The sequence below is a fragment of the Paraburkholderia sp. BR10937 genome, from assembly GCF_040965695.1.
Taxonomy (GTDB): Bacteria; Pseudomonadota; Gammaproteobacteria; order Burkholderiales; family Burkholderiaceae; genus Paraburkholderia.
In genome coordinates this window covers 21,090-40,133 of sequence record NZ_JBFRCL010000046.1, presented here as the reverse complement: position 1 = coordinate 40,133, position 19,044 = coordinate 21,090, and the positions used below count along the sequence as shown (strand labels likewise).

Here is a 19,044-nt window from a genome sequence, read left to right as displayed (position 1 = left end):
TGGCAGTAAACCCCGCGGCAAAGAAGCTATTTAGTGTCGGCGCATTACATTAAGAAGTTGAATTATCAAAATTTGGGCTGTACTATACCCGCGCGCTAGAGCTAAAGCAAAACTCTAGTTCCCTCCCATCGAATTAATAACTACACGTTGGTGAAAGAATGATAAACCGGGTCATTTCAAGGCTCTCCGGGGTGGTGCTGGCATGCGGGGTAATCGCGGGCTGCGCTACGCAGGACCATAATCTCGCGGCATCGCCAGACGCATTCAACAAGGCGCTAGCCGACGCCGATACCGCGGCGAAGGGCGGCGATCAGGATCGCGCGATCGCGCTTTACCAGAAACTCGCCGCGGCGGATCCCACGCGCGAAGAGCCGTGGTCGCGCATCGCACAGATCCAGTTCCAGCAGCAACACTATGGACAGGCCATCGTGGCGGCGCAGGAAGCGCTGCAGCGCGATCAAACCGACCGTGCGGCGAAGAGCGTGCTGGCCGTGGCCGGCCTGCGGGTCGCGACGCAGTCGCTCGGCGAACTGCGCCAGGATGCCTCGCTGCAGGGCGACGCGAAGTCCGATGCGCAGGCGCTCGCGAAGCAGTTGCGCGACACGCTCGGCGAGGATTCGCTGTTCCCGCCCGAGCAGGCGGAAAAGCCCGCGCCCAAGAAGCGCCGCATCGTGCGCCACGTGCAGAAGCCGGCGGCGAAGCCCGTTGAAACGGCCGAGGCCGCGCCGGCTGCACCCGCCGCCCCCCCCGCTGTGGCTCCCGCGCCCGACAAAGCGGCGCCGGCCAAAGCGGCGGCAAGCGGTGGCGCGTCCGATCCGTTCAGCGCACTGCGCTGAACCGCGTGGCGGTGAATTGCTGACAACAGGTCTTGAACGACTCGAACAGGGGAGCCCTCGATGGCCAGGAAAGAAAGTATTCAGAAGCGCTTGCAGAAAGTGCGGCCGCCGCGCGTCCAGTTGACGTACGAAGTCGAGCTCGGCGACGCCATTGAGGTGAAGGAGCTGCCGTTCGTAGTCGGCGTGATGGGCGATCTCGCGGGCCAGTCGGAAGTCGAACAGCCGCGGCTGCGCGACCGCAAGTTCGTCAATATCGACCGCGACAATTTCGACGACGTCATGAAGGGCATCGAGCCGCGCGCGGCCTTCCAGGTCGAGAACCGCTTGAGCGAGGCGGGCGGCAAGTTCGCCGTGGACTTGCGCTTCCGTTCGATGGCCGACTTCAATCCCGACGAAGTCGTCGCGCAGGTCGAGCCGCTGCGCCGCCTGCTCGAGGCGCGCTCGAAGCTCGCGGACCTGCGCAACAAGCTCGCCGGCAACGACAAGCTCGAAGACCTGCTGAGCGAGGTGCTGGCCAATACGCAGCAGTTGCAGGCGCTCGCGGGCAACACGGGTGGCGCCGGCGAAGCGGAGCGTGGCGAGCGCAACGAATCCAGTGACGGCAACGGTCAATAAGCGCCAGGGGAGATCGACATGAATCAGCAGACTGGCGCAGTTCGCGCACCGGCCCTGGAACAAGCTCAGGCCGCGCCCTCGTTGCTCGACGAGATCGTCGAAAAGAGCAAGGTGGCCAAATCCGAATCCGAGCACGCGCGCGCGAAAGACCTCATCGGCGAGCTCGTGCATCAGGTGCTGGACGGCACCGTGATCGTCTCGAACAATCTATCCGCGACGATCGATGCCCGCGTGGCCGAACTCGACCGCCTGATCTCGGCCCAGTTGAGCGCCGTGATGCACGCGCCCGAATTTCAGGGGCTGGAAGGCACCTGGCGCGGCCTCGAGTATCTGTGCAAGGAAAGCAATACCGGCTCGACCATCAAGATCAAGGCGCTGCACGCGCCCAAGCGCGACATCGTGCGCGACTTCAAGACCGCCGTCGAATTCGACCAGAGCGCGCTCTTCAAGAAGATCTACGAAGAAGAGTTCGGCACGTTCGGCGGCGCGCCGTTCGGTGCGCTGATCGGCGACTATGAAGTGACGCGCCAGCCCGAAGACATGTATTTCATCGAGCAGATGTCGCACGTCGCGGCGGCGGCGCATGCGCCGTTCGTCGCGTCGGCGTCGCCGGAACTGCTGGGACTCGAGTCGTTCGCCGACCTCGGCAAGCCGCGCGATCTCGGCAAGGTGTTCGACACCGTCGAATACACGAAGTGGAAGTCGTTTCGCGACGCGGAAGATTCGCGCTACGTGGGTCTCACGCTGCCACGCTTTCTCGGCCGCCTGCCGTTCAACCCGAAGGACGGCGCGACGGCGGAAGGCTTCAATTTCGTCGAAGACGTGGACGGCACCGATCACGCCAAATACCTGTGGTGCAACGCGGCCTGGGCCTTTGCGGCGCGCCTGACCGCGGCGTTCGACGACTTCGGCTGGTGCGCGGCGATTCGCGGCGTGGAAGGCGGCGGCCTCGTGGAAGACCTGCCCACGCACACGTTCAAGACCGACGACGGCGAGATCGCGCTGAAATGCCCGACCGAAATCGCCATCACCGACCGGCGCGAAAAGGAACTGAGCGACCTCGGCTTCATTCCGCTCGTCCATTGCAAGAACTCGGACTACGCTGCGTTCTTTGCCGCACAGTCGGTGCAGAAGCCCAAAAAATATAGTACCGACAACGCGAACGCGAATGCCGTGCTTTCGGCGCAGCTGCAGTACATCTTTTCGGTGTCGCGCGTGGCGCACTATCTGAAGGCGATGATGCGCGACAAGATCGGCAGCTTCGCGTCCGCGCAGAACGTCGAAGTGTTCCTGAACCGCTGGATTTCGCAGTACGTGCTGCTCGACGACAACGCCTCGCAGGAGCAAAAGGCGCAGTTTCCGTTGCGCGAGGCATCGATCCAGGTCAGCGAGATTCCGGGCAAGCCGGGTTCGTACCGGTCGGTCGCGTTCCTGCGGCCGCACTTCCAGCTCGACGAATTGTCGATTTCGCTGCGGCTCGTGGCGGATCTGCCGAAACCGGCTAATTCGTAAAGCCGCGCAAGCGTGTGAATGAGTTGAGCCGGAGCGGTCCGCCGTTGATCCGCGGATCGTTCCGGGAAGCAACCCGAGGAATCGCCCTCGGGCCCGCGTTAGCAAACTACCGTAAACCACCACTCTGGGGAGTCGAGGCGTTATGAAGGACATCTATCTAAAATTCGGCAATCCGGCCATCAAGGGCGAGTCGCAGGACAAGGATCATGCCGGCTGGATCGAAATCGATTCGTGGAATCACTCGATTCTGCAGCCGCGTTCGGCAACGGCCTCGACGGCGGGCGGTCACACGGTCGAGCGTTGCGAGCATGCCGACATGCGCTTCCTGAAGGACATCGACGTCGTGAGCCCGTTGCTCTATCAGCACGCTTCGGGTGGTACGACTTTCGACGAAGTCACGATCGACTTCATGCGCTCGGACGGCGAGGGCAACCGCATCAAGTACCTCGAAATCAAGCTCAAGTACGTGATCATTTCCAGCATCACGCCGGAAGTGATCGGCGAAGGGCTGCCCACGGAGCAGTTCTCGCTGAAGTATGCAGCCGTGCAGTGGAAGTACACGCAGCAGAAGATCGGCGGCAACCAGGGCGGCAATGCGCAAGGCGCATGGAGCCTCACGAAGAACGACAAGACCTACGCGGTCTGACGCGGCGCGCGCAGGCGGCGCGCGCGATCGCGTGCACTTCCTGCGCCCCTTTCATCTGGCTGACCGACTCTATTTGAACCGATGAAGCGTTTCGAGCCAGGACTGCTCGACAAGCTCTTCGACGACGATCCGCATTCGCCGGCACCGGCGGCAGTGCGGCAGTTTTCAATCGAAGAGCTCAAGGGGACTGTTGCGCGCGATCTGGAGTCGATCCTGAACTCGCGCATCGCGTTCACCGAGCACGAACTCGCGATGTTGCCCGAGTGCCGCCGTTCGATCCTGACCTACGGGCTGAACGATTTTGCGGGCTTGAGCCTGGCGAGCCATTACGATCGCGCGTTCATCTGCAAGTCGATCCAGCAGGCGATCGAGCGGCACGAACCGCGTTTGCAGCGCGTGACGGTGACGCTCGAACTGAACGAGCGCTCGACCAACGCGCTGTACTTTGCGATTCAGGCGTTGCTGGTGGTGCATCCGGCGCAAGAGCCGGTGAGTTTCGACGCGATGTTGCAGCCCTCGACGCTGCAGTACTCGGTCACGCGCGCACGCGCAAAAGCATGACGCGGCCGCGACCGGCGGCGCGCGACATGGCATGACACAAAGGTAGTTTTGGGGGCGGGAGCGTACCGATGGAAGAGCTGTTGCCGTATTACGAGCGCGAACTGTCGTTCCTGCGGCGTTATTCGCGTGAATTCGCCCAGCGCTACCCGAAGATCGCGGCCCGCCTCGCGATGACGGGGGAGCACTGCGAAGACCCGCACGTCGAGCGGATGATCGAGTCGTTCGCGTTGCTTGGCGCGCGCATCAACAAGCGGCTCGACGACGATTACCCGGAGTTCACCGAGGCGCTGCTCGAGGTGCTGTACCCGCACTATCTGCGCCCGTTCCCCTCGTGCTCTGTCGCCCAGTTCGGCGCTGCGGGCGCGCTTGGCAATCTCACCGAGCCGGCCGTGATCGAACGCGGCACGGAACTGAAGTCGCGGCCGATCCGCGGCGTGCAATGCCGCTTTCGCACCGCTTACGACGTGACGCTCGCGCCGATTCGCATTTCGGAGGCACGTTACGTGCCGGCGGCGATCGCACCGAGCGCGACCGTGCTCCCGCCGAATGCAACGGGCGTCCTGTCGATCACGTTCGAATCGACGTCGCCGCAGTTCGACCTCTCGGCGTGGAGAAGCGGCGGGCTGCGCACTTACCTGCACGGCGAGCAGTCGTTCACCGCGACGCTCGGCGTCTGCCTGTTCGTGCACGCGATCGCCGCTTACGCCGAGCCCGAACGCAATGGCCGCTGGCGCGCGCTCTCCGCGCTGCCGTTCGCGCAGGCCGGCTTCGACGTGGCTGACGCGCTGATCGACTATCCCGCGAAATCACACCCCGCGTACCGCCTGCTCACGGAGTATTTCGCGTTTCCGGACAAGTTCGATTTCGTCGACTTCGACCTCGCGGCAATGACCGCCGCGGCGGGCCGCTGCCAGCGGCTCACGCTTCATATCGTGCTCAAGGACGTGCGCGGCGACTCGCACGTGGCGCGCTTGCTCGACGCACTCGCGGCGCACCACCTGCGCCTGTTCTGCACGCCCGTGGTGAACCTCTTCAAGCAGCATGGCGAGCCGATTCGGCTCGATCATCAGGCGGTCTCGTATCCCGTTGTGGCAGAGGGGCGGCGCGCATTCGCCTATGAGGTCTATTCGATCGACTCCGTGCAACTGGTGCGGCAACGCGCGCACGAAGAAACGGTCGTCGAGTTCCGGCCTTTCTATTCGCTGCGGCACGGCGAATCGATGCGGGCCGGCCACTACTGGTTCGCCCGACGCGACGAAGCCGTCGCGCAAAAGAGCCCGGGCTACGAAACCGAAATCTCGATCGTCGATATCGACTTCGAAGTCGATACCGAGCAAAACGAAACCTTGAGCCTCGAGCTGACCTGTACCAACCGCGACTTGCCTGCAGCGCTTGCGACGGGACTCGAAGGCGGCGATCTGTTTCTCGAGGGCGGCGCGATTGCGAGCAGCATCGCGCTCTTGATGCGGCCCACGCCGTGCGTGCGCTTCGAGCGCCGCCAGGCCGCGCACTGGCGGCTCATTTCGCATCTCGCGCTCAACCACGTCTCGCTCGTGAACCACGGCGCCACCACGCTCAAGGAAATGCTCGCGCTGTATGACCTGCGGCGCACGGCGGTGTCGGCGCGGCACATGGACGGCATCGTCGACGTCGAGCAGCGCGCCGCCGTGCAATGGCTACCCGGCAAGCCGTTCGCGACTTTCGTGCGCGGCATCGAGATCCGCCTGACCGTCGACGAGGACCACTTCGTCGGCACGAGCCTCGGAACGTTCGTACGCGTCATCGACGTGTTTTTCGGGCTCTACGTGCATATCAACAGCTTCGTGCAACTGGTCGTCGTCTCGCGGCGCACCGGCGAGGAGATCATGCGATGCAGTCCCCGCAGCGGCGAATCGATTCTGGCGTAATCGAGCGGCTGCTCGAAGAGCCGCACCGCTTTGGTTTTTTCCAGGCGGTGCGCCTGCTCGAACGCTGGTTCGTCGACAAGGCCGGCGCGCGGCAGCGCGACGTGCTCCCGCAGCGTATCGGCTTTCGCAACACGCTGTCGCTCGCGTTTCCGGCCAGCGAAATCGCGGGCGCCGTGTCGTATGACGCGGCTGGCGCGCCACTGGCCGATGCCGGCCAGCGCGCGGCCGCGCTCGAAGCGGGCGAACTCGAACGCGTGGATCTCACGCCCGCGTTCTTCGGGCTGCTGGGCGCGCAAGGCGCGCTGCCGCTGAACTATACAGAGCAGATCGTCGCGCGGGAGCAATTGCGGCGCGACCGCGCGGCGCGCGAGTTTTTCGACGTGTTCTCGAACCGCGCCACGGCGCTGTTCTATTCGGCGTGGAAGAAGTACCGACTGCCGTTGCACTACGAACTCGATCGCGACGAACGCTATCTGCCGCTGCTGCTCGCGCTTGCGGGCGTGGCCAACGATGCATCGCGCGAGAGCCTGCAGGACGGCGGCGGCGCGCTCTTCGACGAGGCGATCGCGGGTCATGCCGTGGCCGCGCGTCATCAACCGGTTTCCGCCGCGTATCTGCGCCAGACGCTCTCCGACTATTTCGGCGTGCCCGTGCAGGTCGAGCAGTTCGTGGGCAAGTGGTACGACGTGCCGCCCGATCAGCTTTCCATGCTCGGCCAGCGCAACGTGATGCTCGGTGCAACGGCGCTTGCGGGCGAGCGCGTCTGGCAGCGCGACATGCGTGCGCGCCTCGTGATCGGGCCGCTTTCGAAGGCCGACTATGAGGCCTTTCTGCCGGGCGCGGAACACGCGCTCGCGCTCGAACGCATGCTCACGCTGCTCGCGCGCGTGACGCTCGAATACGAGGTGCTGCTGGTGCTGCGCCGCGAGGAAGTCGGGCCAAGCCGCCTGGGCGCCGGCGCGCGTCTGGGCTGGGATGCCTTCCTTTGTACGCACGAAGCCGACCGCGACCGCCGCGACGCGCGCTACGAACTGCACGTCATTCATTGAACACACGAGACCCGAGGCCGGACCGGACGACATGAGCACGCCCCTGAAAACCCTGATCGCGAAGCTGAACACGACTTGCCGGCTGGCTACCGAGCGTGCGGCCAGTGTGTGCCTGTCGCGCGGGCACTACGAAGTGGACCTCGAGCACGTGCTGCTCGCGCTGCTCGAAGAACCGGCCAGCGACCTCGCATGCGTGCTGCGTGCGTCGCGCGTCGATGCGCATGCGCTGCGTGAGGATCTGGAGCGCGAACTGCAACGCCTCAAGACGGGCAATACGCGCACGCCGGTGTTCTCGCCGCATTTGATCGCGCTGTTCGAGCAGGCCTGGCTGATTGCGTCGCTCGACTCGCAGATCGGGCGCATCCGTTCCGGTCATCTGTTGCTCGCGCTGTTGAGCGTGCCAGATCTCGCGCAGTTCGCGCAGCGCATGTCGGCGCGTTTCGCAGAGATTCCCGTCGCCGAACTCAAGCATCGCTTTGATGAAGTGACGGAGGGCTCGGTCGAGATCGAGCCGATCGAAGGCGCGGCAGAAGCCGGTAGTGAAGTCGCGAGCACAACGAGTGTGGCCGCATCGAAAACTCCCGCGCTTGACACCTACACGACCGACCTGACTCAGCGTGCACGCGAAGGGCTTGTCGACCCGGTGATCGGGCGCGAAGCGGAAATCCGCCAGACAATCGACATCCTGATGCGCCGCCGCCAGAACAACCCGATCCTCACCGGTGAGCCGGGCGTGGGCAAGACGGCCGTGGTGGAGGGGCTCGCGCTGCGAATCGCCGCGGACGATGTGCCAGAGGCGTTGAACGGTGTTGTGCTGCGCGTGCTGGACATGGGACTTCTGCAGGCTGGCGCGAGCGTGAAGGGCGAGTTCGAGAACCGCCTGAAAAGCGTAATCGACGAGGTGAAAAAGAGTGCACAGCCCATCGTGCTCTTCATCGACGAGGCGCATACCATCATCGGCGCAGGCGGTCAGGCGGGCCAGAACGATGCGGCGAACCTGCTCAAGCCGGCGCTCGCGCGTGGCGAGCTGCGCACCATCGCCGCGACGACGTGGAGCGAGTACAAACGCTACTTCGAGAAAGATGCGGCTTTGGCGCGGCGTTTTCAGGTGGTCAAGATCGAGGAGCCCGACGAAACGCTTGCGGCGGCGATGCTGCGCGGTATGGTGGGGCTCATGGAGCGCCACTTCGACGTGCGCATTCTCGACGAGGCGATTACCGAAGCCGTGCGGCTTTCGCATCGGTATATCAGCGCGCGGCAACTGCCCGACAAGGCCGTGAGCGTGCTCGATACCGCGTGCGCCAGGGTCGCGCTCGCGCAGGGCGCTACGCCTGGCGCGATCGATGACGGCAAGAAGCGCATCGAACGTATCGAAGCGGAGATCGCCTCGCTCGAGCGGGAAACCGTGCATGGCGCCGAGCATGAGGAGCGCCTCGTGGCGCTGCGCGAGGCGCGCGACGCTGCCGCTCGCGAACTGGCAGAAGGCGAGGCGCGCCACGCCGAGGAGCGCGAACTCGTGGCGCAGATCACGAAACTGCGCGGCCAGATCGATGCGGCGCGCGAAGACAGTACGTCATCCGAACGAATGCGCGAAGCCTATCCCGCGCGCGAATCGTTGCCGCCGCTCATCGCGCGCCTGCACGCGCTGCAGCAGAACGCGCCGATGGTGCCGTTGCAGGTCGATGCGCACGTGGTGGCGGAAATCGTTGCTTCATGGACCGGTATTCCGCTGGGCCGCATGGTGAAGGACGAGATCCAGACCATGCTGAATCTTCAACCGCTGCTGGCCGAGCGCGTGATCGGCCAGGATCACGCACTCGAAGCGATCGCGCAGCGCGTGCGCACGGCGGGCGCGAACCTGGAGGACCCGAACAAGCCGCGCGGCGTCTTCATGTTCGTGGGACCGTCCGGCGTGGGCAAGACGGAGACGGCACTCGCATTGGCGGACATTCTCTACGGCGGCGAGCGCAAGCTCATCACCATCAACATGAGCGAGTATCAGGAGGCGCACAGCGTATCGGGCCTGAAGGGCTCGCCGCCCGGCTATGTGGGCTATGGCGAGGGTGGTGTGCTGACCGAGGCCGTGCGCCGGAACCCGTATTCGGTCGTACTGCTCGACGAAGTGGAAAAGGCCCATCCCGACGTGCTGGAAATGTTCTTCCAGGTTTTCGACAAAGGCACGATGGACGACGCCGAGGGCCGTGCGATCGACTTTCGCAACACGCTCATCATCCTCACATCGAATGTGGGCTCGACTGCGGTCATGCAGGCCTGCCTGAACAAGTCCGCTGAAGAGCTGCCTGACGCTGAGGCGCTGGCAGAGCTGCTGCGCCCGCAACTGTACAAGTCGTTCAAACCTGCTTTCCTCGGCCGCATGAAAGTCGTGCCGTATTACCCGATTTCCGATGACGTGCTCGCGGAGATCATCGAGCTGAAGCTGGAGCGCATTCGCCGCCGCGTCGAGGCAAACCATGGCGCGACGTTCGCGTGGGACGAGTCGCTCGTCGATGCAGTGCTCGCGCGATGCACCGAAGTCGATTCGGGCGCGCGCAACGTCGATCACATTCTGAATGGCACGCTCTTGCCGGAACTCGCGCAGCAGATTCTGGAGCGCATCGCGCAGGGCACGTCGCTCGCGCGCGTGAGCGTGCGCGCCGATGATGCAGGTGAGTTCGAGTACGCGGTGCAATGACCATGACCATGAAACGCGGCCGCCGCGCTTCGCTCGAAGCCCGCCGCCTTAGCCCTTTTGTAGAACGCCATGTCGACTGACACGACCGCGCTGCTAGCGCCTATTAATGAAGCGTCGCCGTGCGGCGCCGACCTGCTGTTTTCGGCGGATTTCGACGCGATTCAGCATGCACGCCGCTTCGACGACCCGTCGCTCGACCAGGGCGAGTGGATCACCGAGATCAAGGAAGCCGACTGGCCTTTCGTCGTCGAGCGTTGCACGGCAATGCTGCGCACACAGACGAAGGACTTGCGGCTCGCCGTGTGGCTCACCGAGGCGCTCGCGATTCAAGAGGGCGTGCCGGGACTCACGCAGGGCTATGCGCTCCTGGCCGGACTCGTCGATCAGTATTGGGAGCAGGTTCATCCACTGCCCGAAGGCGACGACACGGAGTATCGGCTTGGCAATGTCGCGTGGCTCGCGGGGCGCACGGCTGAATTGCTGCGCTCGGTGCCGCTCACGCAGTCGGGTGTGGCGTTCAGCGCGATCGACTGGGATGTCGCGATGCACGTCGCGCAGGCAGTCAAGCGCGATCCGGATCACGCAGACGATATCGCGCGCGGCAAGCCTTCGGTTGAGCAGATCGACGCCTCGAAGCGGGCCACGCCGGCTTCGTTCTATCGAACGTTGCTCGCGCAGTTGAAAGCATTCGAAGCCGCTCTCGCTGCGCTCGATTTGGTGCTCAAGGCGCGAGCCGGTGATGCGGCGCCGAGCTTCCGGCAAGCGCGCGAGGCCAACGAGAGCGTGTATGGACTTGCGGAGCGGTTCGCGCGTGACGTGGGCGTGAACCTGAATGCGGAGGCTTTGGAGCCTGCCGTGCAACCGGCCGCTTCGCCCGTGGCTGTCGAACGCGCAGAACCGAGCTTCAAGACACCTTTGCCCGTTGAGGACACCATGGCGAATCCGATTCGAATGCCGGTCCGCGCGTACGCGGGCATACAGAGCCGTGCCGAAGCCGTTGCGCAACTGCGTGCGGTGGCGGTCTTCTTTCGCGAGACCGAACCGCATAGCCCCGCCGCTTATCTTGCGGACAAAGCGGCCGAGTGGGCGGAAATGCCGCTGCACAAGTGGCTTTCGACCGTGGTGAAAGACGATGGCACGCTCGCGCAAATTCGCGAGATGCTTGGTGTGAAGACGGATGATGCGGGTTGAGCATGAATCTTACTGAACTTGTTCAGGTCATTCAGGGTGGTCTGATCCAGCAGGACCGCCTGATCAAGACCGATATTCCAGCGTTGCCGGACAGTGCGCTTGTGCCGCGCAGAGCAGTTCTTTGTTCTGAACTGGGGCGCGATTTCAGTGGCACGCTCGATCTGGTGTCCACGGCGGGCGACATCGAACTCAAGAAGCTCATCGCGCAGCCAATGACGCTGTGGATTCAGCAGGCGGACAAGTCCTATCTCCCGGTCAACGGCTATATTCATACGGCCCGAAGGCTCGGCGCGGACGGCAGCTTCACGAGTTACCAGCTGACCTACGCCTCATGGATGCACTTTCTGCGGTTCCGCAGCGACATGCGGTACTGGCAGGACAAGAGCGCCGACGCCATCATCACGGACGTATTCAACGAGCATCCGCAGGCGCGCGGACAGTTCCAGTTCGCCTTGAGCAAGCCGCTGCCGCAACGCTCGTATTGTCGCCAGAGCGAAACTGACTGGAACTTTGTGCACCGGCTGATGGAGGAAGAAGGTCTGTTCGGCTTCTGGCGGCAGGCCAAGGACGGTAAATCGCACACGCTGGTCGTGACCGACGACATCCACTCGCTCGACGAGGTGTCGCGGAATCCAGTTACGTTCTACCGGTCGGGCACTGGCAGTGAAACGGACGCCTTCACGCAGTGGTCAGGCTCGCGGACGTTGCAGAGCACCGTGCATACGACTCGCACGTTCGACTACAAGGCGCCTTCGTCGGCGGTCAATCCCAAAGGGACAACGCTGCCGACGATGGCGAACCAGGGGGATTTGCCCGAGCAAGCTGAGGTCTACGAATATACCGGTGCATATACGTACTCGGATCAGACTCGCGGCGAGCAGCTTTCAAGGGTTCATCTGGAAGAGTGGGAATCGCGGGCCAAGCGTTTCTACGCGGCGGGTGGCGTTCGCGGTATCGACGCGGGACTGCGCTTCGAATTGACCGGTCACCCGAAGCACGATCACGATTCGGCGAGCCAGCGAGAATTTGCCGCGATCAAGGTGCGTCGGTACATCGAGAACAACCTGCCGCTTTCGGACCACGAAGCGAGCTTTCCCCACAGCCTGCAGAACGAACTGGCACGAGCCAAGGCCGGGCACACCGGAGAAACTGTTACACAGGAAGACGGTTCCGCCGGTTTTTTTCTGGTCGAAGTCGAGGCGCAGCGCGTGACGGTTCCGTACCGCAGCCCGTTCGAGCACAAGAAGCCGGAAATGCACCTGGAGACGGCTATCGTCGTCGGTCCGCAGGGCGAAGAGGTCTACACGGACGAACTGAACCGCGTGAAGGTGATGTTCATCTGGGACCGGCAGAATTCTGGGGATGCGGGCGCTTCGTGCTGGGTGCGGGTCGCGCAGTCGGATACGGGTGGTGGATACGGGAGTGTTCACGTTCCTCGAGTTGGCGAGGAAGTGCTGATCGGGTATGTGGGCGGAGATTGCGATCGGCCCATCGTCCTGCATCGCGTCTACAACGGGAGTGTCCAGCCGCAGTGGCACAGCAACGGTATTCTCTCGGGCTACCGGTCGAAGGAGTATTCGGGTTCCGGCTATAACGAAATGGTTCTCGACGATGCGACTGGGCAGAATCGGGCGAGGTTGTTTAGCAGCACAGGGAATAGCCTGCTGCACCTGGGGTACCTGATCGACCAGAGTGGAAATACACGCGGTTCATATCTTGGCTCAGGATTCGATCTAAAGACGGATTCGTACGGTGCGGTGAGAGCGAGCAAAGGGCTGTATGTGACGACGCACACCACTTCGCAAGGAAGCCAACCGTTAGATACTTCCAGTGCGCAGCAACAGCTTTCGCGCGCCGAGAACGTAACCAAGGGTCTCTCCGACGCAGCCAGACAGCGCAACGCCGAGGATCTGCAGACAGAACTCGACTCGCTCAAACAATATTCGTCGGCGGCACAACATACTGTATCAGGGTCGTCGAGCGGCGGCCGAACGGCAGGAGGAGGGACCGGAAGCGCAAATGCGTTCCAGGAGCCGCTCATATTGTTGGCCAGCCCGTCCGGCATAGGCATTTCCTCCGAGAAGTCGACGCGCATTACGTCCGACCAGCATCTGAATCTCGTCAGCGGACAAAGCACTCATGTCGCATCCGGAAAGTCGCTGATCGTCAGCGTGGCCGAGAAAATTAGCCTGTTCGTTCAGAACGCCGGGATGAAGTTCTTTGCGGCGAAGGGGAAGGTCGAGATTCAGGCACAGAGCGACGGGATGGATCTGATTTCAGATAAGCAACTACGAGTGACGAGCGCCGGTCAGGATGTGCTGGTTGCTGCAAGCCAGAAGGTGGTGGTGACGAGTGGAGGCGCAAGTATCACGATCGAGAACGGCAACGTCGAAATTCGCTGCCCGGGCAAGTTCACTGTTAAAGCGGCTTCACACTCCTTCGAAGGCCCTGCGAGCCTCGATATGCCGCTGCCATCGCTTCCTCAGGGCGATCTGAAAATCACCAACGTCTATAACCTGTCACGATAACAACGATGATCATCAGCCCCCCCTTCCTGCTTGCGGGTGTGACGGACAATGCCGCTTCAGACGACGATCCGTTGATGACTGCGGTAAGCGCATTCGAGCTTGCACACGGAGTCTATCCGATTGCGTTTGACCGGCGCTGGCATACCGGTGTGCATCTTATGCCTGATAACAAGGGAGACCCAGTACGCGCGGTCGCCGACGGAGAGGTTGTCGCGTATCGCGTGAGCCAGAAGGCGATCGACGGCGGAGCGGGAACGCTCGACAGCAATCCGGGCTTCGTGCTGCTCAAACATCACACCGACACGGGTGACGGCCGATCCATCACATTCTACTCCCTCTATATGCATCTGTTGGATCTGGACAGTTACGGGGCTGCCGGGGCGGCGTCCATGGTCCAGGCGTTGCCGAAATTCCTGCAGAAGGCCACGCCTGATGATGGGGTTGCGGGCAGCAGCACACTGAAGGTGCATCGGAAAGATGTGCTCGGTTTGCCGGGAGCCTGCCATGGTCAGCGGCATATCCATTTCGAAATTTTCATGCTGCCGGCTGATTTCAATACTTACTTCGGTGGTACGAAGCTCGACGACAAAAAGCCCACCACGCCAGGTAGCACTGACTATTGGGGGCACAGCTACTTCGTCATTCCGCCAGGCCAGACGTTCAAGAAGCTGCCCGACGGCGCCACTAGCCACCACAAGCCTCACGGCGGTATCGTATATACGCTTAACGGAGTCGAATTTGTGCCGTTGGTGGATGGAACGAACGACGGAAACGCGTTGCACGTGGAAACTTGGTTTTACAAAGGCGACAAATTCACAAGCGTATGGATCATCTCGCCTGATGGCACGAAAACTCTACTCACGTCGCAGCCAGCACGGGAGCAGGGATACGAATACGATCTATACCACAGGGCGAAGAGTCTATATCCGAGTTGTCCGAGCGACGGTTACGAGCTACTTCGCTTCGGCCGCATTCTGTCGCCTCAACCGAGGCTGGCGGTCGGTGCAGGACGCGCTACGTGGATGCGGGTGATGTTTGCAGCGGGGAAGGAGGGGTATGTTGACGTCAGCCCAGATTCTGTTGTGAAGCTGTCGGATGCCGATTTCCCCCTTTTTATGGGTTGGGAGAAGATTAGCGAGGGTAATACACCCTACAGCGATGACGGCATATGCGATATTGACAAACTGCAGAAGATCCTCGGGGTTGTCCAGCCGAAATCGCCCGATGCAAAGGAATACGAGGACGAGGACGCGCTGAGCGACTACGTTAAGGGTAACGATTCGGTTCGAGCCAAACTGCGAAAGTTGGTTTGTGAGGCTCCAACGGAATGGAATAAGACACACAATTCCGCTCGATACGCGAGGCTGAACGAACCAGATGGCTTCTACGGCAGGCAGCAGCAAACGAATCCGGGCGGTTACGGCGACTTCCTCGCACTATTGGAAAAATTTCAGTTCTGGGACAAGACTGGGCTTCCTGACGGCAATCTCTGGTTCTTTCATCCGATGCAATTCATTCGCACCTTCCGCGGGTGTGGTTGGTTGAGTATGAAAGAATTTGAGCAAATATATTCGGACAGCAGATATAGCAGACACAAACGTTCGCAGGCTCCCCAGTTGCGATCGACGTATCTTGTGCCTTTGAATCTTGCAGTGAGAAAGTATGGGTTGACTTCGCCGGTAAGGCTGGCACATTTTCTCGGACAAGGTGCGGTTGAAAGCGGATGGTTGGCGTCAATGCAAGAAACAAGTATGCTCGGGCAACTTGATGCGATAGGGTTTCATGGGACAGCGGAAAATCCCGCGTCTACGGTAGCGGAGTCGGGCTTGGGGCACTGGTACGGAGCGACTCCTGCCGAAGATGACGCTTGGTTCCGCTCCAAAAAATACAACAGCCACGGCGGATATATCACAGGTTCGTACGATTGGGAATTGGGGAATTGCGACTTCGAGGATGCGCAAAAATTTAGAGGTCGTGGGTTTAAACAACTAACGGGACGCAGCAACTACGCAGACTACTGGTTATTTAGGGGGTGGTTGTCGGAAACTGATTTCACCAAGAATTGGTGGGATGATCCGGCGTATCACGCGCGCCACAGAAGTAGCATGACACGGAAGCCGGCGGAGATCGACAGTCCACAGAAGGTGGCGCTTCCGGAGAATTGCATTGACAGTGGCGGATTTTATTTGCGTTGTGAGAGACCGGCCGTTGCGAAAGCAATTGATGCGGATAACGCAGAATCCGCAACAAGCGATTCGGGAAAAAGGGCTGAATTTGCGATTTCTCAGAGTGTCACGCGAGCAATCAATGGTGCCTTGTTGGCGGATAGGGATAGATGGGAGGATACACGTGTTGCGAAAGATATTTTGTCTTAGAAATGTGATGGCTTTTTTTCTTGTGACTGCGCCGGTTATTTTTGCGCAGGGATGTTATGCAGACGATGATTTATCGATAGATGGAAAGTTCATCATTAAATCATCGAAAGATGGGAATATACAATGCGCTCTCGATGCTGCGCCGACGTTTGCGGTGGAGAGCGCAGACGGCCAAGCCGTCATCGTGTCAGAACGCGGATACGTGCTGATGTCTGATCTAAAGAAATGTCGGGCTGGGAGCGCTCTGCACGTTGCCGAAATTCCAAAGGGTGTTGGATTTTTGTCGGATATCAACGTATCAAAGGCTGTTTACGTTTCCCTGGATTTTGTAAGCACCCATCCAATGACCTACCTTGCGACGGTCGCAAGGATTGGAAGCAAGAACAATCTGGTAAACCTGGATGGTGCATATATAGCGGCGAAGAGCATCAATCAGTTGAAGAAAACGGCATTCTCGGCATCTGGCGATGCCGGTTCTTCAACCATTTCGCCTGACGGTCGTTATGTCGCGCCTAGTGGTCAAATAGACTGTAGCAAGGAAGCATATCCCGGTGTTTGGGATATCGCTAATAATAAGCGGGTGTTTGTCGAGCCCGAAGCTTGCAATGATCTATTCAAGCAGGCTAAGTAACGAAGGCGGAGTCCATGTCGTAAGGTTAGAAAAACGCATGGACACATCATTCATAAGTGAATTGGGATGGGGCAGAGAGTAATTCGAGCCTTATGAAACGCTACCTGATCCTCAATGGCGACCGGACCGCCGCGAACGGTACGGTGGTCGCTGCGTCAAACGTGGTCCAATTCGGCGGACGCGATATCGCCCACGAAGGTGACGATGTGCGATGCCCCGCATGCGACACTACGGGAAAAAACAAATGCGATGGTCCACGTCAAGTGATGACCGCGCCAGACGGCCGGCATGCGGCATTGAGCGACGATCTCTGCATCTGCGAATGTGATCCGGCGCCGAAACTCGTTGCTTCGCAGCAGTTGATGTCAGTCGACGCATGATGATCTTAACGGGCTGTGACGACGCGGTGCGGACGGAAATGAGCGTGCGACAACTCATCGGTGACAGCGATTGATCGGAAACACAACTCGGTCGCCCGGAAATGTCGCCACCCCTTAGTTTCTGGCCGATAGTTGACATCGAAGCTTCCGCTGCGGTGGATCTGGGGTTCGCAGCGCCTCTAAGACTATATGACTTACGACTATCTGACGCAGGTATCCATAAACCGGCGGCTTACCGAAGAGGAGGCTCGGCGTCGTCTCGACATCCATAAGTCCGCGGCGGCTGAAGCGAACGACAAGCATACGGTTTTTCGCATGAACGATGTGTATCTGGATGTCTGTGATGCTTCGTATCAACAGCTTGGTTGGGGACTACTCGCCTTCATCATCGGGTTCTTTCCATTCGCGTTCCTGACTTGGAAGGCCATCAGTACCGCTTCGGAAGCGGCGATATTCTGGACGCTGGTGCCTTTCGGCGTGGCTGGATGTATCGTGTGCGTTCTGCTGCTGCTGAGGGATTGCTTCGGCTATCGCCACAAGACGGTCCGGTTCAACCGAAAAAACCGTATGGTCTATGCTTTTCGCCACAATGGCCCGGGTGGTGTAATCGCGGTACCCTGGGACGAGGCCTTCTTTTATGCACATCGTCAGACGTCTGGTCCGATGTTTGGTGGAGCTCCGACCGTCATGCGTTGCTTTGTGCTCGCGAAGGATGGCAAGACGATTAAGGACACGTTCAGTTTTGGGTTGCGCACGGTAAACGGGGGATCGGAGTCGGGACGATGGGGCAAACTCGTACTGGACCAGGTGCTGGTCAATTTTGAGTTTATTCGCCGATTTATGGAGCAGGGGCCCGCTGGTTTGCCGCCCGTTAGGGAATATATGCCAGAGGGACCCTCAATCAAGGCATCTTTCAACGTCTATTTTCATGACTTCAAGGAAGCGCGCGAAACGAACTCGTTTATGAACACACTCGGCGCCATTATCGCTGCACCTATGCTCGTCATGGTGCTTCTGCACTTCATCGCGCAGATTACTGGCCGCAAGCCTGTATGGCCAGAAGAAGTTCAGCGGGCATCGCAATCCAACGAGTCATCGTCTGCAATCGTTACCTGATTCGTTCATTTCTTCTGTCTAGGGTGCCCGCTCGCTCGCATATGCGAACCAGGCGCGAGGAATTTCATATGGCGTATGACCTGAATGGCATTCGACGGAAACATCTGGATCAAGCTTCGGCGACCCTTGTCTGACTGGGAAAAGCGTCAGCATCTCAAGGTGGACGCTCCCATCAGCACGGGCGCACTTCCTGGACACGCCGTGTTTGACATCGACGACGCTTTCCTCGAAATGAGCGATGTGATGTTCCTCCAACGAGGTGTCATTACGTGGGGAGGGCCGTGGCTCCTCGCGGGGGCATTCATGCTCATCCATTTTTGTGTGTGGGCCTTCATGACGCCACCTCCAGGTGTGCACGGAAGCGACCTTGTCCTCGCTTACTCCGCTGTGGCCGTCGGTCTGGTCTTTTCCCTCGGTCTTCTTGCGTTTATCCTCTGGGGGTTGCACCTCGAGAATTTTACGTGGACCAGAAGACCCGTTCGTTTTTACCGCCAAACGCGAATGATTCATGCGTATCGCGGCGCGGGCTCCAGCGAGGTCATATCCGTTGCATGGGAAAAGGCTCACCTCTTCATCGAGAAACGTCCCCGAGACGCCATCATGCGCGCAATTCCATACGTCTTGCGCTGCCATGTTCTTGACGACCGCTCGAACGTCGTTCAATCGTTCTCTATCGGTCCGCGCCTTATGTCATTTGACGATGAGACCACCGAGGCGGGCGCAGCCACGATGGAGCGTCTGAAGGGACGCCTGGAATTCGTTCGTCGGTATATGGAAGGCGGTCCGGCTGCCGTCGTGGTCGACGAATTGTTGCCCACAACGACCTCGTTTGCTGCCGCCCGCTGGATCGCCACCTGCGATGACAAGATTCTGATTCAACAGGGAAATGGCGACATGGTCAAGAGAACGGCTCCATTGGGGTATCTCCAGTCCGTGTGCGCATGGCTCAGCTGGAAAACATGCAGGGAGCCGGTCTGGCCTGAGGCAATAGAGGAGTCGCAAAGC

The 19,044-nt window shown here is 60.5% G+C and carries 14 protein-coding genes and 1 pseudogene; all 15 read left to right on the top strand.

Annotated elements, in window-relative coordinates; all coding sequences use genetic code 11:
• Nucleotides 1–158: 158 nt before the first annotated feature.
• Nucleotides 159–836, top strand: coding sequence for a tetratricopeptide repeat protein (locus AB4Y44_RS30420; RefSeq protein WP_342924641.1), 678 nt, complete (start codon nt 159–161; stop codon nt 834–836).
• 60 nt (nt 837–896) lie between these two features.
• Nucleotides 897–1,451, top strand: coding sequence for a type VI secretion system contractile sheath small subunit (gene tssB, locus AB4Y44_RS30415; protein ID WP_368701650.1), 555 nt, complete (start codon nt 897–899; stop codon nt 1,449–1,451).
• Between the two features lie 18 nt (nt 1,452–1,469).
• Nucleotides 1,470–2,963 (top strand): type VI secretion system contractile sheath large subunit, encoded by a 1,494-nt coding sequence (tssC, locus tag AB4Y44_RS30410; RefSeq protein ID WP_368701649.1) that lies wholly within the window; start codon nt 1,470–1,472, stop codon nt 2,961–2,963.
• A 142-nt stretch (nt 2,964–3,105) separates the two neighbouring features.
• Complete coding sequence (locus AB4Y44_RS30405) at nt 3,106–3,609, top strand: type VI secretion system tube protein Hcp (protein WP_324162172.1); 504 nt, start codon at nt 3,106–3,108, stop codon at nt 3,607–3,609.
• An 81-nt stretch (nt 3,610–3,690) separates the two neighbouring features.
• The gene (gene tssE / locus AB4Y44_RS30400; protein ID WP_342924644.1) at nt 3,691–4,170 is read left to right on the top strand and encodes a type VI secretion system baseplate subunit TssE; all 480 of its coding nucleotides are present in this window, start codon (nt 3,691–3,693) and stop codon (nt 4,168–4,170) included.
• 68 nt (nt 4,171–4,238) lie between these two features.
• Nucleotides 4,239–6,077, top strand: coding sequence for a type VI secretion system baseplate subunit TssF (tssF, locus tag AB4Y44_RS30395; protein WP_342924645.1), 1,839 nt, complete (start codon nt 4,239–4,241; stop codon nt 6,075–6,077).
• Nucleotides 6,041–7,126 carry a type VI secretion system baseplate subunit TssG gene (gene tssG, locus AB4Y44_RS30390; RefSeq protein WP_368701648.1) on the top strand — a complete coding sequence of 362 codons (1,086 nt, stop codon included), beginning with the start codon at nt 6,041–6,043 and terminating at the stop codon, nt 7,124–7,126. Before tssF ends, tssG begins: the two co-directional genes overlap by 37 nt.
• Nucleotides 7,127–7,157: 31 nt before the next feature.
• Nucleotides 7,158–9,818, top strand: coding sequence for a type VI secretion system ATPase TssH (tssH, locus tag AB4Y44_RS30385; protein ID WP_368701647.1), 2,661 nt, complete (start codon nt 7,158–7,160; stop codon nt 9,816–9,818).
• A gap of 69 nt (nt 9,819–9,887) precedes the next feature.
• Nucleotides 9,888–11,009 carry a type VI secretion system protein TssA gene (gene tssA / locus AB4Y44_RS30380; protein WP_368701646.1) on the top strand — a complete coding sequence of 374 codons (1,122 nt, stop codon included), beginning with the start codon at nt 9,888–9,890 and terminating at the stop codon, nt 11,007–11,009.
• 2 nt (nt 11,010–11,011) lie between these two features.
• Complete coding sequence (locus AB4Y44_RS30375; RefSeq protein WP_368701645.1) at nt 11,012–13,537, top strand: type VI secretion system Vgr family protein; 2,526 nt, start codon at nt 11,012–11,014, stop codon at nt 13,535–13,537.
• Between the two features lie 5 nt (nt 13,538–13,542).
• Nucleotides 13,543–15,912 (top strand): hypothetical protein, encoded by a 2,370-nt coding sequence (locus tag AB4Y44_RS30370; protein WP_368701644.1) that lies wholly within the window; start codon nt 13,543–13,545, stop codon nt 15,910–15,912.
• A complete protein-coding gene (locus tag AB4Y44_RS30365; RefSeq protein WP_368701643.1) occupies nt 15,887–16,543 on the top strand; it encodes a hypothetical protein in 657 nt (218 codons plus the stop codon). The genes AB4Y44_RS30370 and AB4Y44_RS30365 overlap by 26 nt, the downstream gene beginning before the upstream one ends.
• Nucleotides 16,544–16,635: 92 nt before the next feature.
• A complete protein-coding gene (locus tag AB4Y44_RS30360; RefSeq protein WP_368701642.1) occupies nt 16,636–16,923 on the top strand; it encodes a PAAR domain-containing protein in 288 nt (95 codons plus the stop codon).
• Nucleotides 16,924–17,112: 189 nt separating this feature from the next.
• Nucleotides 17,113–18,039: a DUF6708 domain-containing protein gene (locus AB4Y44_RS30355; protein ID WP_368701641.1), complete on the top strand. Its 927-nt coding sequence runs from the start codon at nt 17,113–17,115 to the stop codon at nt 18,037–18,039.
• Between the two features lie 84 nt (nt 18,040–18,123).
• Nucleotides 18,124–18,978: pseudogene (locus AB4Y44_RS30350) on the top strand (hypothetical protein); the annotation flags it as partial.
• Between the last annotated feature and the right edge of the window lie 66 nt (nt 18,979–19,044).